This is a genomic window from Sphingomonas sp. BK481, assembly GCF_014194875.1.
Classification (GTDB): Bacteria; Pseudomonadota; Alphaproteobacteria; order Sphingomonadales; family Sphingomonadaceae; genus Sphingomonas; species Sphingomonas aerolata.
This window is the reverse complement of the sequence record NZ_JACIAP010000008.1, coordinates 1-24,999: the sequence shown is the minus strand read 5'-3', so window position 1 is coordinate 24,999 and position 24,999 is coordinate 1. Positions and strand designations below refer to the sequence as shown.

At 66.9% G+C, this 24,999-nt stretch carries 16 protein-coding genes, 1 pseudogene and 1 riboswitch; of the genes and pseudogenes, 9 read left to right on the top strand and 8 right to left on the bottom strand.

The genetic code is table 11. The annotated features are described in order from the left end of the window. Positions 1–7 precede the first annotated feature (7 nt). The 4 genes from FHY04_RS15125 to FHY04_RS15110 all read right to left on the bottom strand — a co-directional run bounded on the left by FHY04_RS15125 (position 8) and on the right by FHY04_RS15110 (position 5,108). Positions 8–2,320, bottom strand: coding sequence for a glycoside hydrolase family 127 protein (locus tag FHY04_RS15125; protein WP_183937038.1), 2,313 nt, complete (start codon positions 2,318–2,320; stop codon positions 8–10). Between the two features lie 141 nt (positions 2,321–2,461). Continuing rightward, positions 2,462–2,671 carry a hypothetical protein gene (locus tag FHY04_RS15120; protein WP_183937037.1) on the bottom strand — a complete coding sequence of 70 codons (210 nt, stop codon included), beginning with the start codon at positions 2,669–2,671 and terminating at the stop codon, positions 2,462–2,464. A 93-nt stretch (positions 2,672–2,764) separates the two neighbouring features. After that, positions 2,765–3,337 carry an ankyrin repeat domain-containing protein gene (locus FHY04_RS15115; RefSeq protein ID WP_183937036.1) on the bottom strand — a complete coding sequence of 191 codons (573 nt, stop codon included), beginning with the start codon at positions 3,335–3,337 and terminating at the stop codon, positions 2,765–2,767. A 70-nt stretch (positions 3,338–3,407) separates the two neighbouring features. Continuing rightward, positions 3,408–5,108 carry a catalase gene (locus tag FHY04_RS15110; RefSeq protein ID WP_311725084.1) on the bottom strand — a complete coding sequence of 567 codons (1,701 nt, stop codon included), beginning with the start codon at positions 5,106–5,108 and terminating at the stop codon, positions 3,408–3,410. Between the two features lie 218 nt (positions 5,109–5,326). After that, positions 5,327–5,568: riboswitch (cobalamin riboswitch) on the top strand. Positions 5,569–5,735: 167 nt separating this feature from the next. Here FHY04_RS15110 and FHY04_RS15105 point away from each other — a divergent pair. Next, positions 5,736–7,907: a TonB-dependent siderophore receptor gene (locus FHY04_RS15105; RefSeq protein ID WP_183937035.1), complete on the top strand. Its 2,172-nt coding sequence runs from the start codon at positions 5,736–5,738 to the stop codon at positions 7,905–7,907. Positions 7,908–8,110: 203 nt separating this feature from the next. Further along, the gene (locus FHY04_RS15100) at positions 8,111–9,253 is read left to right on the top strand and encodes an endo-1,4-beta-xylanase (protein WP_311725082.1); all 1,143 of its coding nucleotides are present in this window, start codon (positions 8,111–8,113) and stop codon (positions 9,251–9,253) included. Between the two features lie 102 nt (positions 9,254–9,355). Here the strand turns inward: FHY04_RS15100 and FHY04_RS15095 are convergent, their stop codons facing one another. Continuing rightward, positions 9,356–12,745 carry a TonB-dependent receptor gene (locus tag FHY04_RS15095; RefSeq protein WP_183937034.1) on the bottom strand — a complete coding sequence of 1,130 codons (3,390 nt, stop codon included), beginning with the start codon at positions 12,743–12,745 and terminating at the stop codon, positions 9,356–9,358. A 163-nt stretch (positions 12,746–12,908) separates the two neighbouring features. Here FHY04_RS15095 and FHY04_RS15090 point away from each other — a divergent pair, with 163 nt between their 5' ends. The 5 genes from FHY04_RS15090 to FHY04_RS15070 are packed head-to-tail and all read left to right on the top strand — an operon-like array spanning position 12,909 to position 20,584. Further along, the gene (locus tag FHY04_RS15090; protein ID WP_183937033.1) at positions 12,909–14,429 is read left to right on the top strand and encodes a tryptophan halogenase family protein; all 1,521 of its coding nucleotides are present in this window, start codon (positions 12,909–12,911) and stop codon (positions 14,427–14,429) included. Further along, positions 14,426–15,829, top strand: coding sequence for a tryptophan 7-halogenase (locus tag FHY04_RS15085; RefSeq protein WP_183937032.1), 1,404 nt, complete (start codon positions 14,426–14,428; stop codon positions 15,827–15,829). Before FHY04_RS15090 ends, FHY04_RS15085 begins: the two co-directional genes overlap by 4 nt. Further along, a complete protein-coding gene (locus FHY04_RS15080) occupies positions 15,826–17,343 on the top strand; it encodes a tryptophan halogenase family protein (protein ID WP_183937031.1) in 1,518 nt (505 codons plus the stop codon). The genes FHY04_RS15085 and FHY04_RS15080 overlap by 4 nt, the downstream gene beginning before the upstream one ends. After that, positions 17,340–18,842, top strand: a complete 1,503-nt coding sequence (locus tag FHY04_RS15075) for a tryptophan halogenase family protein (RefSeq protein WP_183937030.1) — start codon at positions 17,340–17,342, stop codon at positions 18,840–18,842. The genes FHY04_RS15080 and FHY04_RS15075 overlap by 4 nt, the downstream gene beginning before the upstream one ends. Then, the gene (locus tag FHY04_RS15070) at positions 18,842–20,584 is read left to right on the top strand and encodes a glycoside hydrolase family 9 protein (protein ID WP_183937029.1); all 1,743 of its coding nucleotides are present in this window, start codon (positions 18,842–18,844) and stop codon (positions 20,582–20,584) included. The genes FHY04_RS15075 and FHY04_RS15070 overlap by 1 nt, the downstream gene beginning before the upstream one ends. 3 nt (positions 20,585–20,587) lie before the next feature. Here the strand turns inward: FHY04_RS15070 and FHY04_RS15065 are convergent, their stop codons facing one another. Both FHY04_RS15065 and FHY04_RS15060 read right to left on the bottom strand, forming a co-directional pair. Further along, positions 20,588–21,628 (bottom strand): cupin-like domain-containing protein, encoded by a 1,041-nt coding sequence (locus tag FHY04_RS15065; RefSeq protein WP_183937028.1) that lies wholly within the window; start codon positions 21,626–21,628, stop codon positions 20,588–20,590. Positions 21,629–21,700: 72 nt separating this feature from the next. Next, the gene (locus tag FHY04_RS15060) at positions 21,701–22,819 is read right to left on the bottom strand and encodes an SGNH/GDSL hydrolase family protein (protein WP_260171549.1); all 1,119 of its coding nucleotides are present in this window, start codon (positions 22,817–22,819) and stop codon (positions 21,701–21,703) included. Positions 22,820–23,046: 227 nt separating this feature from the next. Between FHY04_RS15060 and FHY04_RS15055 the strand changes: the two genes are divergently transcribed. Continuing rightward, positions 23,047–24,021, top strand: a complete 975-nt coding sequence (locus tag FHY04_RS15055) for a glutathione S-transferase family protein (protein WP_183937027.1) — start codon at positions 23,047–23,049, stop codon at positions 24,019–24,021. A 60-nt stretch (positions 24,022–24,081) separates the two neighbouring features. On the opposite strand, the pseudogene FHY04_RS15050 reads toward FHY04_RS15055, so the two are convergent. After that, a pseudogene (locus FHY04_RS15050) lies at positions 24,082–24,228 on the bottom strand (formate/nitrite transporter family protein); the annotation flags it as partial. Between the two features lie 489 nt (positions 24,229–24,717). Here FHY04_RS15050 and FHY04_RS15045 point away from each other — a divergent pair. Next, positions 24,718–24,858, top strand: coding sequence for a hypothetical protein (locus tag FHY04_RS15045; protein WP_183937026.1), 141 nt, complete (start codon positions 24,718–24,720; stop codon positions 24,856–24,858). The last annotated feature ends 141 nt before the right edge of the window (positions 24,859–24,999 follow it).

The following is a 24,999-nucleotide window of genomic DNA, read 5'->3' as shown; positions in this document are numbered from 1 at the left end:
GTATCGGTCAGATCGTCTCGGATCGCATCGTCCGCACCGTATAGACCTCGACCCCCTGCCATGTGTCGGACTCGAAGCGGACGCGGATTTTCGACTTGCCGCGCGTGGTTTCGGGCGGCAGCGTATAGGTCCGGACGTTGCGGGCGGCGGTGACGTCACCCGTGAGCCGCTCGCGCGCCAACGGCATACCGTCGACCGAGATCCGAAAATCCTTGTTGCGCTGTCCGCCGCCATATTCGACCTGCAGCGTCAGCGGCCCCGGCGCGACCGCCAGGTCGAATTCGAAATATCCGATGTTCACGTTGCGGCTACGGTCGGCGACATGCGACACCGCCGCAGAGTTGCCGCTGTCGGCGAACGCGTGGTCGACCTCGGGCTGCTGCTCGCCCAGTCGGATGACATCGACCGTCCGCGCGGCCAGCGCCGCCCGCTCCTGCGACGCACGCGCCCAGGCGAGCTGCGCAGTCGGCCACTCGGCGGTGCCGAACCGGCGGAAATAGACCGCGGTGCGGTTGTCATGCTGCGCAAAAAACGGTCGCAGCGTCAGGTCGCCCGGCTTGCCCTGCCCGCCCAGTCGATACCGGTGCAACCCGCCTGCCGCCGCCAGCACAGGTTCCGCCCGGTCGGTGACGAGCGCGGGGTCCGGCCCGTCGGACCGACGGTCCCCCGCGCCCATATCGGCCGCAAGGACCAGCGGGCCGCTGAGGAACGCGATCAGCCTGGGATCGTCGGGCATCGATTCGACGCGCACCGGCATGGGCAGCGACAAGGCAATCTGATCGCCCGCCTTCAGCCCGGTCAGCAGCAGATACGCGCCGTCGCGCACGCCAGCCGTTCTGCCGTTCACCTGCAACAGCGGCGCGGCGCACCAGCCGGGCACGCGGAGCGCCAACGTCCGCGGCGCCGTCCTGACCGCGATCCGCACCGTGTCGCCGAGCGGGAATTGCGTATCGATGTCGAGCTTCGCCTCGGGGGCATCCAGCGTGGAGGCATAATAGAGGTTGATCGCAACCGCATCGCCGCGCTTCCAGTAGATGCTCTCGCCGTGCTTAGAATGGCTCTCCATGCCCGACCCGACACAGCACCAGAAATCCTCGGTCGGGCTCGAATGCACGCGCCCCATGCCCGGCGCCAGCGCAGTGAAATAGGTAAACATCCCCGTGTCGGGGTGCTGCTGACTCATGATATGGTTGAGATGCGCGCGCTCGTAAAAGTCGAAATAGCGCGCATCGCCGGTCCAGCCATAGAGATGCCGGGTCAGGCGCAGCATGTTGTAGCTGTTGCACGCCTCGCACGTCTGCTGGTCGAGCCGCTGGGCAAGCTTGCGCGGCTCACCGAAATGCTCGTGGTCCGAATTGCCGCCGATGACATAGCTATGGTCGCGCGTCACGATCGTCCAGAACGACCGCGCGACCCTGGCATGGTCGGTATCGCCGGTCAGCTCATGCAGCCGCGCCTCCCCCACGATCTTCGGGATCTGCGTGTTGGCGTGGTGCCCCGCGAGGTCGTCGCGCGCGTCCCTGAGCGGGTCGACGATCGCGTGATGCCGCAACCGTTCGGCAAGCGTCAGCCAGCGGCGATTGCCGGTTCGCGTGTACAGCTCGGCAAAGGATTCGGTCAGCCCGCCATGCTCGGTCCGCAGGATGTCCTGCACCTGGACGTCGTTCAGTCCCTCCAGGATCGTGCCGAGATAGCTCCCGAGCCCGATCGCCACGGCCAGACCATCGGCAAGCCCGGCATGCCGGTGCGCGTCGAGCACGCCCGCCATGACCTTGTGATAGGTGTACAGCGGCACCCATCCTTCGTTCAGGCTGAACCCGGTCGACCGGATCTCCCGCTTGCGCAGTTCCTCGTACACGACCTTGCCATCGACGGTCTTGCCGTCACGCTCGACGGTCGTCCCGCCGGCATAGCCATCCCCCTGCTTCCGCTGGATCGCCTTGAGTTCGGCGACGATATAGGCCGCGCGGTCACGGAATTGCTGATCCCCCGTCTGCGCATAGACCAGCGACAGTGCGCTGAGATAATGACCGAGCGAATGCCCGGCGATCCCGCGCGACTCCCATCCGCCATAGACTTCGCCCTTGGTCGGCAACCCTGCCCCGGCATGGAAATTGTGCAGCAGACGGTTCGCATCGAGCGACAGCAGATAGCGCTGGTTCGCCTGCACCGATGTCAGGAAGATCGACGGCCGCAACCGCACCTGCGACAGCGGAAAGGGGGTCGCCGCCGAGGGTGCATCCGCCGCCGCCAAGGCGAATGGCGGCACCGCCCCCAGCGCAATCCCTGCGCCTAGCGCGCCGCGACGCGTCCAACCCATGTCACTCTCCCAGCCACGTCTTTAGACACAGGCTATCGGCTTCACTTGTCGGAGTAAATCCCGGGACTGACATGAGCTGACGGTGTGATCGTGATCATCAGTGCGCCGTGATCCAGACCCGGCCCCACCTACGCGAAGGTCTCAGTCGCGCGGCGCGCGGGCGATCACCGCCTGCGCGACGCGGAGGCGGGCCTTCCAGATCTTCACCGACGGATGCCCGGCCGCGAGGCCGGCGAGCCGCCCCTCGATCTGGACGGCCTCGCGCTTGACTGCGTCGAGCTCGGCGGCTGTCGGCGCAGGCTGGATATTGGCGCGCGCGTGTGCGCCGGTGCGTCCCTTGCTCTTGGTCATGGCCAACGCGATGGCCCCGGATGCCGCGCCGCGTCAATGCGGAACGGCAGCGACACGGCCCGCTGCGGCACCCGGGACGCTCGAAGACTTGCGTCAGCGCTTGACGCGTTCCGCCATCGCGGCGTTGCCCTGCCCGGCCGCGACCGAACCTGCCGATCGTCCCGCCGCATCCTCGATCGTCCGGTCCGCACCCGCCGCCAGCAACAGATCGACCTGCGTCCGGCGATTGAAGAGCGATGCCATCATCAGCGCGGTCTGCCCGGCATGATTGCGCGCGTTCACGTCGCACCCTGCCTTCAGCAGCCGTGCCGCGATCGCATCCTCGCCCTTGAACGCGACACCCATCTGCGCGCTGTTGCCCTGGTCGCGATCCGGACGGCAAGCGTCGGCGCCCTTGCCGATCAGCGCGTCGACCGTAGCAAGCTGTCCGTTATACGCCGCCAGGATCAGGGGCGTGAAACCGCGCTCGTCATAGGCATTGATGTCGGCGCCGGCGTTGAGCAGCGGATCGATCATGTCCGTGCGGCCGAGCCGGGCCGCCTCGAACAGCAGCTGCTGGCGACGCTCGGGTGATGGCAAGGCTGCAGCCACAGGGGGCGTCTGTCGCTCGGTCGCAGCGGCCTGTGGACCGGCCGCGGCGAGCAGCGCGGCAAGATAAGTCAGCATCGTCGGTCTCGTTTCCTTGAAGTCTGCCACGGCAGGAGGCGCGCGCCATGCCGCGCCTCCTGCCCCGGGATCACCGGGCGCCCTGGCCCGGATTGGCGGCGCGATAGTCCGCCACCGCGCGCGACACGTCGGCGATCGGCACGTTCACCGCGGTTGCCAGGCGCGTGCCGAAGTCCTTGTCGGCCTGGTAGAAGTAGCTGACCATGATCGTCTTCGTCCGCGCCGACGTCACGACATTGAGATCACCCGCCAGGTTGGTCACCAGATCTGCCTTGTCCTGCGGCTTCAGCGCCCGGTAGAATTCACCCGCCTGGGCAAAGTTGTTGGTCTTGGCGATCGGCTTCGCATCGACGGTCGCATCGATGCCATAAGGCGCGGCGCGGAAGCGGGCATCGGTCGACTTTGCCGCGGTCGCCGCCGGGAAATAATTCACGTCGGACGCGCGGTTGGCGTGGTCGAGCTGGCCGTCCTGATAATTGTTGACGACGCTCGCGAGCGGACGATTGACGGGCAACTGCATCGCATTGGCGCCGATGCGATAGCGCTGCGTGTCCGAATAGGAGAACAGCCGCCCCTGCAGCATCCGGTCCGGCGAAGCCTCGATCCCCGGCACGAGGTTGGCAGGCGCGAACGCCGACTGCTCGGTATAGTCGAAGAAGTTGGTCGGCACCTTGTTCAGCGTCATCTCGCCGATCTTGCGGAACGGCACGCCCAGCCATTCCTTGGTGTCGTCGAAGGGATTATAGTCGAGCTTGGCAAACGCCGACGCCGACATCGTCTGCACCATCAGGTCCCAGACGGGGAAGTTGCCCTTGCCGATCTCGCCATAAAGATCGTCGGTCAGGTAGTTCCAGGTCGCGGTCGCCACCTGTGCCCCGTTCAGGTTGCGCACGCCCTGGCGGCTAATCCAGCGGAACTTGGCGAACACCGTTTCGCCCTTGGCATTCACCAGCTTGAAGGCATGGACGCCGTTGCCGTCCATCGTCCGGTAGGATGCCGGCGTACCGAGGTTCGAATAGACATGCGCGAGCATGTTGGTCGCCTCGGGCGTGGCCGAGAAGAAGTCGAAGAAGCGATTGGGGTCCTGCTTATTCGTCACCGGCGAGGGCTTGAGCGCGTGGATCATGTCCGGAAACTGGATCGCGTCGCGGATGAAGAAGATCGGCAGGTTGTTGCCGACCAGATCCCAATTGCCCTGATCGGTATAGAATTTGGTCGCAAAGCCGCGCGGATCCCGCATGCCCTCGGGGCTGCCCGAGGGGTGGATCACGGTCGAGAAGCGGACGAACACCGGCGTCTGCTTGCCGGGCATGAACAAGGATGCACCGGTGATGCTCGAAATGTCCGCGGTCGCGGTGAACACGCCGTGGGCACCGGTTCCGCGGGCATGGACGACGCGCTCGGGCACGCGCTCCCGGTCGAAGCGTGCGAGCTTCTCGATCAGCGTCGTGTCCTCAAGCAGGACGGGGCCAAGATCGCCCGCCGCCTTCGAGTGGCGGTTCTCTCCGATCGGCGCACCATTGTCGCGGGTCATCTGAGGCGCGGCGGCACTGGCTGAATCACCCTTGGCTTCGACGGTGCCGGCAACCCCGGCCTGCGCCAGCGCGGGCTTGCCGGCGCTGGACGGTGCCGCCGCGGTCGTCATGCGCGTTTCCGCCTGCGTCTCGGCCGGCGCCACCGTCTGCGCGGCGACCGGCTGAATCATGGCACCCGCCGATGCCGCAGCCAGCAGCATCGCCGTCACGGCCTGACGGCTCTTCACGTTCTTCATCTCGATCCCTTAATCCTGCATGCCATCAGCGTGGCATCCCCGCACAGAGCGTGCGGCACCGCCGCCTCCTGATCGAGGACGCGCATCGCGCCAAACGGAGCTTCTGGATCACAGCAATCGAGCAGGACGATCGAGCCGCCATCGCCGTGCTCGCCGGACGATTGCCGAACGATCCTGACCGGGATAGACCGGCGCCGCTGACCTGTTCGATCCGAACAGGACGGCATGATCGCGTCGGTGCCCCGAAAGGGGCTTAATAGGGAACGCGGTGAGGGTGGTTTGCCACCTGAAGCCGAGGCTGTCCCTGCAACTGTAAGCGGCGAGCGCGATGCATTTCGCTTCTTCCTGCAAAGGAAGGAGCAGCCACTGGGCCAGACGTTTCGTCATGAGGGCCTGGGAAGGCCGTGCATCGTGTGATGACCCGTGAGCCAGGAGACCTGCCGGCGTCTGGTCGCTCTTGCCTGGCCCAGGGGGTGGCCGCGGCACGGTACTCCGTCGAGCGACGACGTGTGCGGTGGGGACCGCACGGGCATGCGTGCCGGTCGCAATCGCGTCCGGCTGGCGCGGATGTCGGCCGTTCGCGGGAGGTCCCTGCCGGGTTCGCCAGACGCCCGGGGGATTACCGTAATGCCGTTCCTATTGTCTCGCCTCGCGCTCGCGGGGGCTATCCTGTCGCCTGTCTTCGCAGCACAAGTCCACGCCCAGTCCGTGCCGGATCCCGATACCAAGGACATCCTGATCGTCGGACAGCATGCCCAGGACACGCTAACCACGCCGAATGCGACCGGCAGCCGCCTGGGCCTCACGCCGCTCGAGACCCCCGCGACGCTCTCGGTCATCGACGGCGCCACGATCCGCGCGCGCGGCGACCTGTCCGTGATCGACGCGACGAGCCGCGCACCAGGCATCAGCAACGCCGGCAACCCCGGCAATGGCGGCACCGCACTCGCCGCGCGGGGCTTCAGCGGTCAGGGATCCGTGCTCCAGCTCATCGACGGCATCAGGCTGTTCCCGGCTGCCGGCACGATCACCTTTCCGACCGATCCGTGGATGGTCGAGCGGATCGACATCCTGAGCGGCCCGGCCTCGGTGCTCTACGGCCAGGGCGCACTGGGCGGCGCGGTGAATGTCGTGATGCGCAAACCCGATACGCAGCAGACGCACGTGGAGGGCGAGATCGGCTATGGCTCGCAGGACAGCTTCCATCTCGCGGCAGGCGCAGGGGGGCCGATCACCGAGCGCCTCTCTTACCGCATCGACGGCAGCTATCGCCGATCGGACGGCTATGTCGATCGCGGCCAGTCGCGCAGCCATGCCGTGTCGGGCACGCTGCGCTGGGCGCCGACCGACACGCTCGTCGTCACCGTGCGGAATGATTCTGGCGACCAGAAGCCGATGCGCTATTTCGGCACGCCGCTGATCGACGGACGGCTCGACGACCGCATCCGGGAACGCAACTACAACACCCGCGACGGCGTCATCCGGTACCGCGACAACCGCACCAGCCTGCAGGTCGACTGGACGCCAAGCAATGCGGTCACCGTCAACAACCAGGCCTATCGCCTCACCTCCAAACGCTCCTGGCTCAATCTCGAAACCTATTGCTGGATCGCCGCAGACGGGTTCTGCGCCAACGGCAGCGCCAATACCGGTACGCCCGGCCGCATCCTGCTCACCGACATGACCGGCATCGTCCACGACCAGACGCAGTGGGGCGATCAGGGGAGCGTGACGTTCAGGACGGACGTCGCCGATGGCGTCGGCAACGACCTTGTCATGGGCTTCGACGTCAACCTCATCAAACTGACCTATTCGCACAATTTCGAGTCTGACCCGCAGGTCTCGGAGGTCGATCCCTTCGCGTTCGATCCCGGTCTGATCATCGACACGCAAGGCATCGCACCGCGCTATCGCACGCGCACGACCGAATATGCGGTCTTTGCCGAGGACCGGCTGAAGCTCGGCACGCAGGTCTCGATCGTCGGTGGCGTGCGCTACGAGCGCGACACGATCCGCCGCTGGTCGATCGACTATCCGGGCGGCGTCAGTACCGAGACGTTCGCGCTCGACAAGCGGCTGCACAATCTGACCTGGCGGGTGGGGAGCGTTTATCAGCCGATCCCGACGGTGTCGCTCTATGCGCAATATGCCACCGGCGTGGACCCGCTGGGGACGCTGACCACCTATTCGACCGGGCAGGTGCAGTTCAGCAACGCGGTTGGCGACCAGGTCGAGGTTGGCGCCAAGGCGGTGTTCCTCGACGGTCGCGGCACCGCCACCCTCGCCGCCTACCGCATCGTCAAGAAGCGCCTGCTGGCACAGCTGACCCCGACGAGCCCGGTCGAGCAGGTCGGCCAGCGATCGGCCAAGGGTATCGAGGCTGCGGTATCGCTCGATCTGCCTTACGGTGTCGGGATCGATGCGAACGGCAGCATACTCGACGCGACGTTCGACGACTTCGTCTCCGGCGGCACGCGCTTCGATGGCAATACCCCGCCGGACGTACCCGAGACGCTCGCCAATCTCTGGCTGCGCTGGAACGCGACGCACGCGCTCCAGGCGCGCGCCGGGCTGCGCTACGTCGGACGACGCTATTCGGACAATGCGAACAGCTTCCGCGTCCCCAGCTACACCATGGTCGATGCAACGCTCTCCTATGCGGTGACGCCGCGGCTCGCGGTCGACATCCACGGCTACAATTTGTTCGACCGGGACTATGCGATCAGCACCTACAACAACCAGCAATGGGTCCTCGGCCGTCCCCGCGCGGTCTACGTCTCGCTTCGCGTCGGCTTCTAGCGCGCCCCGCGGCCGGCAGCTGGCAAGGACCCGACAGCGGGCACGGGTCTGCCGCGCACTGGCGAGCTAGCTGGCCGGTCAGCTTGCCACCGAACCGTTGCGTCTTCGGCCATCCAGTTTGCGTATCAAACCAGAGGCTTCGGGATTGACCTGTTGCGGAGAAACCGCCAGCGTTAGCGCTATCATAAAAGAGAGGATGTGCTGTGGAAATTACGCGACGCACCGGGCTGGCGATGCTGACGGGTCTTGCCGTATCGGCCGGCGCCCGTGGGACGGCCGCACCTGCGCCGACCGGCCTGCACGGCATCGCCGCGGCCAAGGGGATGCGGGTGGGATCGAGTTTCGCATGGGGTGCCCCGGGTGCCGATCGCGGCTCGTTCGCGAACCCGGCCTACGCCAACCTGCTCAAGCGCGACTGTGGTCTGCTCGTCGCCGAAAACGAGATGAAGTGGCAGGCGTTGCGACCGAGCGCGACCGCCTTCGACTTCACCCGCTTCGATGCGATGATGGCCTGGGCGGACGCCAACGCACTGCCGGTGCGCGGGCATAATCTGCTGTGGCATCAGCCCAAATGGATGCCGCGCTGGGAAGAAACGCATGATTTCGGCGCGACCCCCGCGCGCGCCGCCAAACGCCTGCTGGTCGACCATATCACGACGGTATGCCGCCGCTATGGCACACGGATCCGCAGTTACGACGTCGTCAACGAGGCGGTCGATCCCAAGGATGCGAGCCTGTACCAGACCGCTTTGTCACGCGCGCTGGGCAGCCCCGAGGCAACGCTGGACCTCGCCTTCCACACAGCGCGCCGCGTCGCGCCACACGCGCAGCTGGTCTATAACGACTATATGAGCTGGGAACCCGGCAACGCCACGCACCGCGCCGGCGTGCTGAAGCTGCTCGAAGGGTTCAAGGCGCGCGGCGTGCCGGTCGATGCGCTGGGCGTGCAGTCTCACCTGGTCACGCAGGGGATCGACGCGCGTGCGACGATCGCCGGGCTCGAGGGCGAGTGGCGCCGCTTCCTCGATGCGGTCACCGCGATGGGCTATGGGCTGGTGATCACCGAGCTCGACGTCCGCGACAACGCACTCCCTGCCGATTTCACGGTTCGCGACCAGGTGGTGGCCGATTTCACGCGCGGCTATCTCGACGTGATGCTCGCCTATCCGCAGCTTCGCGACGTGCTGCTGTGGGGAATGACCGACCGCTATAGCTGGATCGAGGGGTTCGAGCCGCGCAAGGACAAGGCCCGCCGCCGCCCCTGCCCCTATGACGCCGCGTTCAAGCCCAAACCGATGTACATGGCGATCGCCGCCGCGCTTGCTGCCGCCCCGCACCGCACCTGACGCCCGGACAAAAAAAGGGCGCCGCGGTTGTCGCGCGGCGCCCAGGGGGGAGAACGGGAAATGGATCGAAAGGGTCGGCCGCACCGGCAGACCCTTTCGCGCTTATCTGAACGACGCGCGGATCGAGAAGGTGAAGCGGCGATCCGCGATGAACCAGTTGCGCGGCCGCGTCAGCAGATCATCGTTGATCACATATGACGTGCGCGTGATCGAATTGGTCAGGTTGACGCCCTGGAACCCCATCTTGATCGCTGGTGTCACCGCGTAGAAGATCGAGGCGTCGAGCTGCCCGTATTTCTCCGCGTACACCGGAGAATTCGGCACGATCACGTCGCGGATCGTCAGCAGGTTCTTGGACCGCCAGTTATACGCGGCGCGCACCTCCAGCCCGTTACGCTGATAGAAGGGCGCGAAGTTGAACTGGTATTTCGACAACCCCTGCAACGGCAGCCCGCTGGTGTCGACGTTGGAGATGATCCCCGCGGTGACGTTGGGATCGTCGGAGTCGAGATTCTGCTGCGACACGCCCGACGACTTCACGTAGGTGAAATTGGCCGCGAGCCCGAACCCGCTCAGGAACCCCGGCAGGAAATCATAGGTCTGCTGATAGCCGACCTCGAACCCCTTCACGCGACCCGTTTCGGTCGAGTTCAGCGGGGTCGTGATGATCCCGTCGAATGTCGCGCCGTTGTTGGTGAAGCTCTGACGCTGCAGGCTGTTGGTCTGCACGCCGTACAGGTCCTTCTTGAACAGCGACAGCGTGAGCTGGCCGACGTTCGAGAAATACCATTCCGCGGTCACATCGTAATTGTCCGCACGGACCGGCTTCAGAAACGGGTTGCCGACCTGGAAGGTGGCAACCGGCGCGCCGTTGAACAGGATCGTCTGGTCGCTCGTGTTCAGATTGATGTTGTAATAGGACCGGGTCAGCCCGAAATCCGGCGGAGCGACGCTCTTGGTGAACGCCGCGCGGAACTGAAGACCACCGCCCATCGCCAGCTTCACGTTGAAGCTCGGCAGGAAATAGTCGTAGCTCAGCTTGGCGTCGTTGGGCGTCGTGCTGCCGTTCTGGAACGCCGCCGCGGCATCGCGTACGGCTTGCGGCAACGCGCAGAACCGCGAGACCGGCTGCCCGTCGGTCGGCGCGACGCAGCTGAACGACTGTTGCGGGAAGGCGAAGAAGCCCGACGAGACGCGATCCGTCTTGGTGTACCGCACACCGATATTGCCGCTCAGGTTCCAGCCGTTCGACAGGTCGTTGCCAAATCGCGCCATCGCATAGACCGCGTTGTTGCGCTCGCTGACCGGGTTGATCTCACCGGGCAGGAACGGCGTCCCGGCGACGACACCGGCACGGCTTGCCAGCGGCACCCAGCCATTGGCACCCGACAGGTTGCTCGTGAAGTTGCGCCATTCCTGCGCGATCTGGCTGATCGCCTGCGTCGCCGCGCCATAATCCTGGAGGAACGACCCTGGCACGAACACGCGCCCGCCGTTCGACGAATCGTTCGCCTTGCCGCGGAAGAAGTTGTCGTAGAGGAAGGCCTGCTGCGGGCCGAGATTGCCCGTATTACGCGTGACGGGATTGCCATCGATCGGGCGATCGAACCAGACCGGGCCACCTGGGCCGGTCGGCGCCGCTGCATTGTCCTGGTTGTTGCCGCCGCCCCAGATCTCGCTGAGCACGCCCCAGTTATAGCCGGTCGAACGCGCTTCATTCTGGCGATCGGCGAAGCGATAGCCGACGCGGACCGAGGTCAGCCAGCTATCCTCCGGGAAGGAATAATCGAGGTCGATGCGCGCAGCATCCTCGTTGCCTTCGCTGTCCTCGATATGGTCCATCGCCGAACGGTAGAAGTTGTTATACGCGTCGAGATAGCTCGGGTGCGCGGCGTTCTGGTAATTGTTCGGCGTGTTCGTCACGGGGATGAAGTTCACATAGGCCGGGTTGGTCCCGTCGAGCCGGATATCGGCATTCTGGAAGGTCGTGCCCCAGACCGTCAGGTCGGTGACCTTCACCTGCGACCAGACATGCTGGTAGTCCAGGTTGATGCCGAGCCGGTTCGTCGCCTGCCACTTCAGGTTGAAGCTGGCGTCGTTGGTGCGGAAGCGCGACTGGTTGCCGCGCGAGATGTTGTTGCTCTGCAGGCCGTTGCTCGGCGTGCGCTGATCGCCGCCGTTCGCCGGATCCTGATCGGCGCGATAGCCGTTCGGGCCGGTGATGATCCCGCTGGTGAAGACGTTATCGTCGTCATAGGCAAAGCTGGTGCCGGGGAAAGGCTGCGTGTCGCCTGCCGCCAGCACGTTGTCGGTCGCGACCTCGATCGAATTCTCGGTCCACGCCTCGCGCGAGTCGGTCCGCAGGAATTGCGCGGTCGCGGTCATCGACTTGTCGGGACTGCGCCACTGGCCGGCGGCCGAATAGCCGTAGCGCGTGCGGTTGAATTCCTGGCTGCGGATCGCCGCGCCACGGGGCACGTAGACGGTGCGGCCGGTGTTGACCACGCCGGTGGTCGCGTCGACCGGCTGCAACAGCGAACCGTCGGCGCCGATCACGCGCTCGCCCCAGTTCGAGATCTGCACGCTGTCGGCGCGGCTGCGGACCTGCGAGCGCACGAAGCTGGCGAGGATGCCGAAGTCGCCGATGCCGGTTTCCCAGCGATTGCTGCCGAGCACCGAGACCGTCGGTGCCGACTTCTTGACGAAATCGCCGTAGTTGTTCTCGAGCGTCCCGCCCAGTACCAGTCCGGTGGAATCGAACGGCAGGCGCGTGCGCAGATTGACCGATCCGCCGATGCCGCCTTCGATCATGTCGGCGGACGGGCTCTTGAACACGTCGACGCCGCCAAGCAGCTCGGCGGGCACGTCGGCGAAGGACAGGCCGCGGCCGTTGTTCGCGCTGAACGAATCGCGGCCGTTGATCTCGGAGCGCGTGTAGCTGAGGCCGCGGACGGTGACGCCCGACCCTTCGGTGGCGAAGTGATCGGGATCGGCACCGGCCGAGAAGCGGCTGATCGACACGCCAGGCACGCGCTGCAGCGCTTCGGTGACCGACCGGTCGGGCAGCGCGCCGATGTCTTCGGACGAGATCGAATCGCCCACGACTTCGGAATTGCGCTTGATCGCCTGCGCACTCTTCAGGCTCTGGCGGATGCCGGTGACGACGATGTCCTGATCGGCGGCCTCATCCTGCGGCGTCGCGGTCGACTGCTCGGCCTGCGTCACTTCGGCGCCGCCCGAGGGCACCTGCCCGTTGGCGGACGGCTGTGCCGCGCCCGCCTGGGGCGCCCCGGCCACAGTCACCGCAGCGCGATCAGAAGATGCGGTACGCACTGCTGCGTTCGGCGTCTGCGTAGTCTGGCTGGCGGCGGCATCGGCTTGCTGAGCCAGAGCGCCGTTTGGCGCGGCGGCCAGGCACAGCGCAAGCAGGGAGGCACCACCTTTGAGGAGGTTCCCGCGACGCGCGGCGCGTGTGATCTCGAACTTGGCCATGACTCCCGGCATCCCCTCATTGTGTTAGCGCTATCATTTGTAAGCGCTTTTTTCTTACAATGTTTGGTAGCGAGAGGGATGAGTTCGGCCTAGACTGAATCGGACGGTTTTTTAGTGAATTGCTAGGCTTGTTGCATGATTGCAACATAGCCGGGGGGTGGAATTGGACGAACGTGCTCGGCTACGCATCGTTATCGTTGGTGGCGGTACCGCAGGCTGGATGACCGCAGCCACGCTTGGCCTCACGACCGGTACACTGTCTGCGGCACGGCTGGCCGACATCACGCTGGTCGAGTCCGAGGAGATCGGCACCGTCGGTGTCGGCGAGGCCACGGTGCCACATATTCGATTCTTCAATCAAAGACTGGGTATCGACGAAGCCGATTTCGTCCGGCGTACCAAGGCGACGTTCAAGCTGGGTATCGAGTTCTGCGATTGGGGTCGGATCGGCGACAGCTACATCCATCCGTTCGGCGATTTCGGCCATGACATCGACGGACTGCCATTCCATCAGCATTGGCTCCACGCGACCCGGGGCAAGCCGGATGAGACGCCCGCGCTCGCCGCCTGCTCGCTCCCGATCGTCGCCGCGCGTGCCGGCCGGTTCACGCCGCCGCTCGACGATCCGCGATCGGTCGGGTCGACCTATTCCTATGCGTATCAGTTCGATGCCGGGCTCTATGCCGCGTATCTGCGCGACTATGCCGAAGCCCGCGGCGTGACGCGGATCGAGGGCCGCGTCGAGCACGTCGAGCGGGGCCCGAGCGGGATCGCGGCGCTTCGCCTGGCGGACGGACAGCGGATCGAGGGCGATCTGTTCGTCGACTGTTCGGGGTTCCGCGCCTTGCTGATCGAAGGCGCCCTGAACGCGGGACACGAGGATTGGGCGCACTGGCTGCCCTGCGACGCGGCCTGGGCGGTCCCGACGGCGAACACCGGCCCCCTCGTCCCCTATACCCGCGCCACCGCGCGCGACGCCGGCTGGCAATGGCGGATCCCGCTGCAGCATCGCACCGGGAACGGTCATGTCTTCTCGACCCGCTTCACCGATCCGGACCGCGCGCGCGCGGTGTTGCTCGACACGCTCAAGGGCGAGCCGCTGGCCGAGCCGCGGATGCTGCGATTCCGCACCGGGCGTCGGCACCGCCAGTGGATCGACAATTGCGTGGCGATCGGCCTTTCCGCCGGGTTCCTCGAGCCGCTCGAATCGACCAGCATCCACCTGATCCAGCTTGCCATCGGCAAGCTGATCGAGCTGTTTCCGAACGACGCCGTGCTCGACCCTGCGGATGCCGCGGAATTCAACCGCGCGATGGCGCTGGAATATGATCGCGTCCGTGACTTTCTGGTTCTTCATTATTGCGCGACTGAGCGTGACGACACGCCGTTCTGGCGCCACATGCGGACGATGGACCTGCCCCCCTCGCTGGCCGGGAAGATCGCCGCCTTTCGCGATCGGGGCATCGTCGAACAATATCGCGAGGGCATGTTCCTGCCCGCAAGCTGGCTTGCGGTCTATTATGGCCAGCGAATCATGCCCGAACGCATCCACCCCCTCGTCGCCGCACTACCCGTCGCGGACGCGCGCGCGCGCGTCGCGGCGGTCGCCGACGCCTGCCGCCGCACCGCCGAGGGGATGCCGACGCATGCGGACTATCTTGCGCGGATCGGAGCTGCGGCGTGACAGCCACGGTCGCTGTGCTGGGCGCGAACCTGTGTGGCTGGATCGCCGCGGCGGCGCTGGCGAGACGCTTGCCACGCGAATCATACCGCGTGGTGGTGATCGACGACGGCACCGGCGGCGATGGCCTGGGCGATTTCGCGCCGGTAATCGCGGTGCCGCCGGCGCTCGCGGGCTTCCATGCCGATCTCGGTCTCGATGCGGCGACGCTGGTCCGGATGACCGGCGGCGGCCATGCGCTGGGCATCGCGTTCGGTGGCTGGCGGGCCGACGGCGCAGCGGCGTTCCTGTCCTATGGCGAGACCGGTGCGCCGCTCGAGGGTATCGCGTTTCACCAGCTCGCCGGACGGCTGCGCGCGGCGGGGCACCCGGTCCGGCTGGCCGATCATGCGCTGTCCGCGGTCGCCGCACAGGCGGGCCGGTTCGCACCCGGGGCGCCGATCACGCATGCGCTGCATCTGCCCGTCGCGCCCTATGAAGCGCTGTTGCGCGGGGCGGCGCTGCGAGCGGGGGCCGAACGCGCGTCCGCGGACTTCGTCGATGCCGAGATCGCAGCGAACGGCATCGTCGAGAGGCTGACCCTTGCGGACGGTACCAGGATCGAACCCTGGCTCGTCCTCGACTGTTCGGGAACCGACGCGCGCATCGCCAGCCGTACCAGCCCCGCGTCCGAGGACTGGTCCGGCTGGTTGCCCTGCGACCGGATGCATGCCGAGACGGTGCCTGCACAGGGCGCCCCCCCGCCCTATACGCAGGTCGATGCGCAGGACGCGGGCTGGACGGCAACCTGGCCGCTCGACGGCGCCGATGTCCGACTGACGTGCAGCATCGGGGGCACCGGCAAGCCGTTCCACGCGGCGCGGCGGGTCGAGGCATGGCGCGGCAATTGCGTCGCGCTGGGCGCCGCGGCGGGCCTGCTCGAACCACTGCACCCGACCACACTGACGCTGTTGCTGCGCTCGCTCGCGCAGTTGATCCAGCTCTGGCCCGCCGGACCGCAGGCACCCGTCGAAGCCACCGCCTTCAACCGCACTGCGGCCGGGGCGTTACAGGGCGCGCGCGACTTCCTGATCGCGCATTATGCCGTGGCCGGTCGCGCCGGCGCGCTGTGGGACGACCGCCGCGCAGCATCGCTACCCGGACCACTGGCCGCCAAATACGATCTGTTCGCGGCGCGCGGGCGGTTGCCGATGTATGACGACGAACCGTTCGAGGACGAGGATTGGGCAATAATGTTCGACGCGATGGGCCTCATGCCACGCTGCTATGATGCGCGTGCGGATATAGTGCCGCTGGCGACGATCGAGCGGCATCTGGCCGAGCAGCGTGCGCGGGTCATCGCGCAGGTCCGCGCGCTTCCCCCTTATGCGCAGGCGATGGCCGCGTTGCGGACGCGCGCATGACGATCGGCGCGCCCGTCCGCCGCATCGTCATCGTCGGCGGCGGCACGGCCGGCTGGATGGCGGCGGCCGCGCTTGCCCGGCTGATCCCGACCGGGGCGAGCATCACCCTAATCGAATCCGACGCGATCGGCACGGTCGGCGTCGGCGAAGCGACGATCCCGCCGATCCGCGGCTTCAACGCGATGCTGGGAATCGACGAAGCCGAATTCCTCGCCGCGACCGCGGGGAGCTTCAAGCTCGGGATCGAGTTCGTCGACTGGGGTGCGCCTGGCGAGCGCTATCTGCATCCCTTTGGCGGCTTCGGTTTCGATATCGAGGGTGTGCGCTTCCACCAATATTGGCGTCGCCGTCGCGCCGCCGGGATCGTCGAGGATATCGAGGCCTATTCGCTGTGCGCGGTCGCCGCGCGCGCGGGACGGTTCATGCCCCCCTCGCCCGACCCGGCGTCGGTCCTGTCGCAGATGGCGCACGCCTATCATTTCGACGCGGGGCTTTATGCACGCTTCTTGCGCCGCCGCGCCGAGCGCGACGGTGTCGTGCGCGTCGAAGGCGATGTCGTCGATGTGGCGCTCGACGGCGAGACTGGCCATGTCCGCCACGTCACGCTGGCCGGCGACCGCGTCATCGAAGGCGACCTGTTCCTCGACTGTTCGGGGTTCCGCGGCCTGCTGATCGAGCAGACGCTGGGCGCGGGCTATGAGGACTGGACGCACTGGCTTCCCTGCGATCGGGCCGTCGCGATGCCGACCGCGAACGCCGGCCCGGCGATCACCCCCTATACCCGCTCGACCGCGCGCGCGGCCGGCTGGCAATGGCGCATCCCGCTGCAGCACCGCACCGGCAACGGCTATGTCTATAGCAGCGCGCATTGTTCGGACGACAAGGCCGCGGCGACGCTGCACGCCGGGGTCGACGGCACCCCGCTCGCCGAACCACGCCTGCTGCGCTTCACCGCGGGACGGCGGCGCAAGCAGTGGATCGGCAACGTCGTCGCGTTGGGCCTTGCCTCCGGTTTTACCGAACCGCTCGAATCGACCAGCATCCACATAGTCCAGACCGGCATCTCGAAACTGCTCGCCCTGTTTCCCGACCAGGGCTTCTCGCCGGTCGAGATGGACACCTATAATCGGCTGGCAGCGACGCAGTTCGACCAGGTCCGCGACTTCCTCATCCTCCATTACCATGCGACGCGCCGCGAGGATTCGCCATTCTGGCGCGAGACGCGTGCGCGGGCGATCCCCGACAGCCTGAGCGAGAAACTCGCCTTGTGGCGTCGCCGCGGACGGCTGTTCCGGTGGGAGGACGATCTGTTCGCGGAGGCGAGCTGGGTCGCGGTGCTGCTGGGCCAGGGCATCGTTCCCGACGGCTGGGACCGGCTGGCCGACGCGGTCGACACGCGCGAGGTCGATGCACGGTTCGACCGGCTGCGCGCGATGTTCGCCGATGCCGCATCGCGAATGCCCCGGCACGAGGACTATCTCGCCCGCATTTGCCCGACGCGGGTGCGCGCATGACCGGCACACTCGGATCGGTCGTGATCGTTGGCGGTGGTACCGCGGGCTGGATGGCTGCGGTCGCGTTCGGCCGCCTGCTGGGCCCGGCCGGGACGCGCGTGACGCTCGTGGAATCGGACGACATCGCCACGATCGGCGTCGGCGAGGCGACGATCCCGCCGATCCGCACCTTTCACGCGATGCTCGGGATCGACGAGGACGCATTCCTCCGTGCGACCGGCGGCAGCTACAAGCTCGGGATCCGCTTCGAGGGGTGGACGCGCCCGGGTGAATCCTACGTCCATCCGTTCGGCCAGATCGGGACCGACATCGCCGGCGTGCCGTTCGCCGCGCAGTGGCTGCGCGCCCGCCAGGCAAGTGCCGCCGAAGCGCTCGGCGCCTATTCGCTCGAAGCCCGCGCCGCCGAAGCCGGCCACTTCTCGCGCCCGATCGCGAACGGCGATTCACCGCTGTCGCGGATCGGCTATGCCTATCATTTCGACGCAGGCCGCTACGCCGTGTTCCTGCGCGCGCAGGCCGAGGCGCACGGCGTCATCCGCCGCGAGGGTCGGGTCGACCGCGTCGAGCGTGGCTCCGCCGGAATTGCCGCGGCCCATCTCGCCGATGGCAGCCGTATCGAGGGCGACCTCTTCCTCGACTGCACCGGGTTTCGCGCGCTGCTGATCGAGGGCGCGCTGCAGGCCGGCTGGACCGATTGGTCGCAGTGGTTGCCGTGCGACCGCGCGGTCGCGGTCCCTTCGGCCGCCGACGCCGCGCCGCTCGCGCTCACGCGCGCGATCGCGGAACCCGCCGGCTGGCGCTGGCGTATCCCGCTGCAGCATCGCACCGGCAACGGGCATGTCTTTTCCAGCCGCCACTGCAGCGAGGACGAAGCGACCGCGACGCTGCTCGCCGGGCTGCACGGTGAGGCACTGGCCGACCCGCGCGTGATCCGCTTCGCCACCGGGCACCGCACCCGGTTCTGGAGCGGCAACTGCATCGCGCTCGGCCTGGCGGCGGGGTTCATGGAGCCACTGGAATCGACCAGCATTCATCTGGTGCAGAGCGGGCTTCAGCATCTGTTGCGAATGCTTCCGGCGGGCGGCCCCCCTGCCCAGGCGATCGTCGACCGATATAATCGCACGATGACCGGCGAGTTCGTCCGGATCCGCGATTTCCTCGTCGCGCATTACCACCTCAATGCCCGTACCGAACCCTTCTGGCGCGAGCGCGCGGCGGCGCCGATCCCGGATGGCCTCGCCGAAAAGCTCGCGCTGTTCCGCGCCGGCGGACGCATCTTCCGCGAAACGGACGAATTGTTCAACGAGGTCAGCTGGCTTGCGGTGCTGACCGGACAGGACGCACCGCTGACGGGCCACGATCCCATCTGCGACGCGCTGCCGATCGCCATCGCGGCAAAGCGGCTCGCCCAGATCGAACGCGTCGTCGCCACTTCGCTGACCCACATGCCGCCTCATGCCACCGCGCTGGCGCAGCTGGCTACGAACAGGATGCTCTGATGCCCTTCCCGCTTCTGCTCGCCGCCGCCGTCATCAACATCAACCAGCTGGGCTTCCGTCCCGAAGACCCCAAGCTTGCGATCGTCGCCGATCACGCGACGCGGCCGCTCGACTGGGTCGTGGTCGACGAGGCCGGCCGGACCGTGCTGACGGGACGCACCAGCGTCGGCGGTGACGACGCGGCGTCGGGCGATCATGTCCATGTCGCGCGCTTCACCGCGCTCACCCGCCCGGGCAGCTACCGGCTGCGCGTCGACGGGACCGAAAGCGGCCGCTTCCGCGTCGGCCGCGACGTCTACGCCCCGCTCGCGCTGAACGCGCTCAACTTCTTCTACCAGCAGCGCGCCGGCACGCCGATCGACGCGCGCTGGGCCGGTGCCCGCTGGGCCCGCGCGGCCGGCCATCCGCGCGAAGTCGCCGCCTGTTTTTCGGGCGCGGACGAGAAGGGCAATGTCTGGTCCGGCTGTCCCTATACGCTCGACGTCACCGGCGGCTGGTACGACGCGGGCGACCACGGCAAATATGTCGTCAACGGCGGCATCGCGGTGTGGACGCTGCAGAATCTCTACGAGACCGGGCTTGCGCGTCGCGTGTTCGCCGACGGTCAGGCGCGGCTGCCAGAAGCCGGCAACCGCCGCGACGACCTGCTCGACGAGGCGCGGTGGGAGGTCGAGTGGATGCTGCGGATGCAAGTCCCCGCGGGCACCCGCGTCGCACTCCCCGTCGGCCCGCATGATCGCTCCGGCAGGCTTGCGCTGACTCCGGTCGACGCGGGCGGCATGGCGCATCACAAGGTCGCCGACGCGCGCTGGACGACATTGCCGACCGCACCCGCCGACGACAAGGAACCGCGGCTCCTCTACCCGCCCTCGACCGCGGCAACGCTCAATCTTGCCGCGGTTGCAGCGCAGGCCGCCCGGCTGTGGCGGCCGATCGATCCCGCCTTTGCCGCGCGGTGCCTTGCCGCCGCGCGCGCCGCCTGGACCGCAGCGCAGCGCAACCCCGCGATCTTCGCGGCGCAGGGATTCACCGGCAGCGGCGGCTATGGCGACGAGACGCTCGACGACGAACGCGCCTGGGCTGCAGCCGAGCTGTTCGCGACGACCGGCGATACCGCCTACCGCGCAGCGCTGCCGACCGGCGCGACCGGCGAACCCGGCTGGGCCAGCGTCGCACCACTCGGCATGATCACGCTCGCGACCGCCAGCGGCGTGCCCGCGACGATCCGCGATGGTGCGCGTGCGGCGATCGTCGCTGCCGCCGACGGCTTCCTCGCCGAAACCACGCGCACCGGCTACCGCATCCCCTACGCGTCGCAGACCTATAACTGGGGCTCGAATTCCAGCATCCTCAACCGCGCGATGCTGCTTGGCCTCGCACAGCGTTTCACCGGCGATGCGCGCTACCGCGCCGGCGTCGTCGATGCGGCCGATTATATCCTCGGCCGCAATCCGCTGGGCCAATCCTATGTCTCGGGGACCGGCTGGAAGCCGCTGACCAACCCGCATCACCGCTTCTGGGCGCATCAGCTGTCGGCATCCTCGCCACCGCCGCCGCCGGGGGTGGTATCGGGCGGCCCCAACACCAGCGCGATGGTCGATCCCGTCGCCATGACGCTGAAGGGCCGGTGCGCGCCGCAACGCTGCTGGGCGGACGACATCAACGCCTATGCGCTGAACGAGGTGGCGATCAACTGGAACGCGCCGCTCGTCTGGGTCGCCGCCTATCTCGACAGCGACTGACGTTCAGCGGCGCTGGAGCGATTTCAGCAGATAGCCGCGGATCCGCTCGGTCCGGTCCTGGCTGGCCGGCCCGAGCACGCCGCGCGCGGGCGCGGGCAGATGATCGCCCGCCGCCGCCGCCTCGTCGGCGAAGACATAATGCTCGAACCACGCGCGCCAGCCCGCCTTCTCCGCCGCGGGCAGGTCGCGCACCGCCATCATCGCGTGCACCACCGCATGGAACGCCGACACGCTCGAATCATAGGCGCGCCAATAGTTGCACAGCACGTTGAGCGTCCCGAACGCCTGGACGTGATGCCACCAGATCGCCGGGATGAAGATCGCATCGCCCGGCCCCAGATCGGCCACCACCGCGTGGCCGAGCGCCTCGGCATAGCGCGGATACTGCTCCAGATCGGGCGCGAGCGGATCGACCATGCTCGAGGGCGGCCCCGCCAGCGTCCGGTCGAGCGGCCCCAGATAGAGATTGCCGACCTGATCGGGGGGAAACAACGTGAACCGCCGCTCGCCCGCGACCACACAGGCGAGGTTGGTCGACCCGTCATAATGCGTCGCGGTCTGCGATCCGTTGCCGATCCACAACCGCGGCGTCGCCCCGCCCATCGGCAGATCGAGCGGGTTCGCGGCCGCCCATCCCGGCAAATGCTCAGGCGCGGTCGCCGCGTTCGCATAGAGGATATGCCGTTCGGCTTCGGGGACGTCCGACAGGCGCAGCAATTCGCTCAGCAAAACGCCGAGCGGCGCCTTTTCGCGGTGAAAGTTGAACCCTTCCAGATTATCGCCGCGATAGAAGAACTTGCCGCCGAACGCCGGGCCGCCGATCAGCACCTCCATCGGCTTGCCGCCATCGCCGAGCCCGGTCAGATACGCCGCCGTCGCGCGATCGCCACCCGCCGCAGCCCGGACGCTGGCCCAGTGCGCGACCTGACCGCGTAGCACGATCGGCACGTCGCGCACCGCGATCTCGGCGGCAAAGGTCGCGGCGTCGACCGCGGCACGTTCCTCGACACGGGCATCGGTGGGGGCAGGATGCGATATTGTCATCCTCCTGCGATAGCAGGATAATACGCCGCGCCCTATTGCGTTTGCCGGCCCGACGACCCGGCCGTCCGTCGATCAGGATCGCCGCGCCCATCCCGCGACGCGCGCGTCGATCACCGCCGCGATCCGGTCGGCAATCACGGTCTGATCCGCGATCGAGGGGTGCGAGTGGCACCCGCTGAAGGAAAGGCCGTTGACCGGCACATAGGTGAGCCACGGCGCGCCGGATGTGCGCAAGGTCGCGGCAACCTTGGCCACCTCCGCCTGGATCTCGCCATTGGCCATGTCCGTGGCCCACAGCACGATCTGTGCGCGTGGATCGCGTGCGTGGAGCTCCTGCACGAAGCGCACATAGCGTCGTTCGTAATCGCCGTGGAGGGCGTCGCGGCTCGTCCATGTTTCGCCAGCGTGAAGCGGTGTGGTGAAATCATTGGTGCCGAGCGAGACGACGATGACCTGCGGATGCCAGCCGGTCGCGTTGGCGCGGGATCGATGATCGAACAGGGTGAAGGGATAGGCTTCGGGCAGCGTGTCGGCCGCGAACCCGCCATAGTTGCGCACCACCCCGCGCCCGGAGATCGCATTGACCGCGTAATCCGCGCCGTAGCGGCGGGCGAGGAGCGCACCAAAGCCGCGCGACGTATCCGTCGTCGCCCAGACCTCGTCCTGGGTACATTCGCGTTTGGGCGACGTCACACCATAGCCGACGGTGTGCGAATCGCCGACCAACTCGATCTGCCGCGTGCGATTGCGCAACCTCGCTCCGACAGTCCCCCGCTCGGCAAAGAACGGCCCGATGCCGGTCGGACCGGACTGGCTTTCCGAAGCGACCTCGATGCGTAACACGTGGCGCCCGGCGGGCATCCCGGCGACGCGGTACAGGCCGGGGACGGGCTTGACGAGCGTGGTGATCCTGCGTCCATCGACGCGCACGTGAAGTGCCACCTCGCTCGGCCCCACGTCGAACGATACCGCCGAGCCCCGAAACGCCGTCTCGGCATAACTGCCCGGCCATTGGCGGACAAAGCCGGCCCCTTTCCGCTCGAAACGGCCATGCATTGTGGCCGGCAACAGCGTCAGCGCGACAGGCCTCTCTGACAGGCGCTCGACGCGAGGCTGTGCGCCAGCCTCGACCGTCGCCGCGAGGATCATCAACCCGGCCGCCATCCCTGCCATCCGACCATGCTTCGCCATTCAAGAACCTCCTACCGCTCCTGCACCTCCTATCCCTTTCGCGACGACCCGGCGACCGGCGTGGTGGACGCGACCGTCGACCTGCGGCCGCTGTTTGCCTGGATCGGGGCGACCGGTCCCGAACCCGGCGCCAAAGCCATCGCATGGGACGAAATGAGCCGTTGGTCGTTCGTGAGGGGAAACGGTGGCGGATCTTGCTTGAGGTCCGATTTCGACGGAGGGATGACATGGGTAGAATGATCGACGGTGCGTGGCACGCGGGCAAGGTGACGGAAGACAGCAAGGGCGGCGCGTTCGAACGGCAGGATGCGGGCTTTCGCGACTGGCTGACCCCGGTGGGGAGCCCCGGCCAGGACGGACAGCCCGGCCACCCGGCGACGCCCGGTCGGTATCACCTCTATGTCAGCTATGCCTGCCCCTGGGCACACCGGACGCTGATCGTGCGCGCGTTGTACGGGCTGGACGACGCGATCGGTGTCTCGGTGGTCGATCCTGTCATGCTGGACAATGGCTGGACCTTCGGCACGAGCCGCGGCGGCAGCGGCGATCCACTGCACGACGCCGAGTTCCTGTGGCAGTTGTACGCCCGCGCCAGGCCGGACTATTCCGGCAAGGTCACCGTACCCGTCCTGTGGGATCGCGAGACCGACACGATCGTGTCGAACGAATCGGCGGACATCATCCGGATGCTCGCCGCGTTCGGCGGATCCGGGCCGGACCTCTATCCTCAAGCCCAGCGCCAGCAGATCGATGAGGTCAACGACCGTGTCTACGACACGGTGAACAACGGCGTGTACAAGGCCGGGTTCGCGACGACGCAGGACGCATACGAGGCGGCGGTGCGCCCGCTGTTCGAATCGCTCGACTGGCTGGAAGAGAGGCTGTCCGGCAGCGACTGGCTGGTAGGTGAGGCGATGACGGAGGCCGATATCCGCCTCTTCACCACGCTGGTCCGCTTCGATGCGGTCTATCACTTCCACTTCAAGTGCAACGTGCGCCGCATCGCCGACTATCCGGCGTTGGATGCTTACGTCGCGCGGATGCTGGCAGATCCGCGCATCGCCGCGACGGTGCATCTCGATCACATCAAGACGCATTACTACGCCAGCCACCGCGACCTCAACCCCTGCGGCATCGTGCCCGTCGGTCCTGCCCTCCCTTGGGCTCACCTCACCGCGGAAGGCGATCAGACGCTCACCTGACCAGCCGATTGGCAGCAGGGACATATTGGCGATGGAATGTCCGAAGCTCGCGGCGACGAAGATGGCGACGGGGCCAATGATCACGGCGACCTCGCCCGACAGCGTTCTGGCGAACGTCGCCATCAACACGGCCAGACAGACCAGCAGGTTCGCCAGGACACCCGATGTCAGCGTCGCGAGCGCAGGCTTGTCCAGCTTCGAATCCATCGTCGCGTCTGCAGCGTCGCCGATCGTTCATGCCGCGTCGGATCGACACCTATTCCGATACGATGGGCTGGACAGCATTCGCTACCTGATCTCGTGTTACAATCGCTTGTGGTCGGACGGTGGAACCTGGACAGACACCGGCATCCCGTTCCGACCCCCAGTCGCCGCATGATCAGCGCTCTTTGCGCGGGCGTCCGAGAGGTAATACCGTCAAGCCTCTTCGGCCCGCATCATCGATCATGCGCTGCGCGAAGACGATGCCCGCCAAGAACGACCGCTTTTCCATGGGCCAGGGCCAGTTCGATATGAACATTCTTGCTGCGGTCATCGATTGCCTGGCTCGCGCGCCTTCGTTCTTGCTCAGCCCGGTCGCGATGATAGGCAACTCTTCCAGTCTCAGTCATCGACCCCTCGTCCCAATCCCACGATATATTCGTTAACCAACATACGTGAGAGGCATGCCGAGGTTCCCTGTCGTCGGATCTTTCCGTGATCACAGCGGTCGCGATGCAGGAATTTCAGATCATGGAGCCATCGTCGAGGAACGGAAAAGAGCATGCGTCGCTGCGGGTGTTACAACCGGTCGAGACTGTTGAAAAACGCGTGCTTGCGACGACGAGGAAGGCGTGATTCACTCCTGCCAGGCGGCGGGAGTATGGACATGATGGGTCGGCAAGTGGCGCAAGGCGCGCTGTTCTACGGTTTCCGGCTCGACGATCATGTGCCTGCCGACCACCTTCTCCGGCGCATCGACGGCGTGCTGGACCTCGG

Coding starts and splice junctions, on each gene's coding strand:
- FHY04_RS15125 (WP_183937038.1), bottom strand. CDS start 2,320: ATGGGTTGGACGCGTCGCGGCGCGCTAGGCGCAGGGATTGCGCTGGGG.
- FHY04_RS15120 (WP_183937037.1), bottom strand. CDS start 2,671: ATGACCAAGAGCAAGGGACGCACCGGCGCACACGCGCGCGCCAATATC.
- FHY04_RS15115 (WP_183937036.1), bottom strand. CDS start 3,337: ATGCTGACTTATCTTGCCGCGCTGCTCGCCGCGGCCGGTCCACAGGCC.
- FHY04_RS15110 (WP_311725084.1), bottom strand. CDS start 5,108: ATGAAGAACGTGAAGAGCCGTCAGGCCGTGACGGCGATGCTGCTGGCT.
- FHY04_RS15105 (WP_183937035.1), top strand. CDS start 5,736: ATGCCGTTCCTATTGTCTCGCCTCGCGCTCGCGGGGGCTATCCTGTCG.
- FHY04_RS15095 (WP_183937034.1), bottom strand. CDS start 12,745: ATGGCCAAGTTCGAGATCACACGCGCCGCGCGTCGCGGGAACCTCCTC.
- FHY04_RS15080 (WP_183937031.1), top strand. CDS start 15,826: ATGACGATCGGCGCGCCCGTCCGCCGCATCGTCATCGTCGGCGGCGGC.
- FHY04_RS15075 (WP_183937030.1), top strand. CDS start 17,340: ATGACCGGCACACTCGGATCGGTCGTGATCGTTGGCGGTGGTACCGCG.
- FHY04_RS15070 (WP_183937029.1), top strand. CDS start 18,842: ATGCCCTTCCCGCTTCTGCTCGCCGCCGCCGTCATCAACATCAACCAG.
- FHY04_RS15065 (WP_183937028.1), bottom strand. CDS start 21,628: ATGACAATATCGCATCCTGCCCCCACCGATGCCCGTGTCGAGGAACGT.
- FHY04_RS15060 (WP_260171549.1), bottom strand. CDS start 22,819: ATGGCGAAGCATGGTCGGATGGCAGGGATGGCGGCCGGGTTGATGATC.
- FHY04_RS15055 (WP_183937027.1), top strand. CDS start 23,047: ATGGGTAGAATGATCGACGGTGCGTGGCACGCGGGCAAGGTGACGGAA.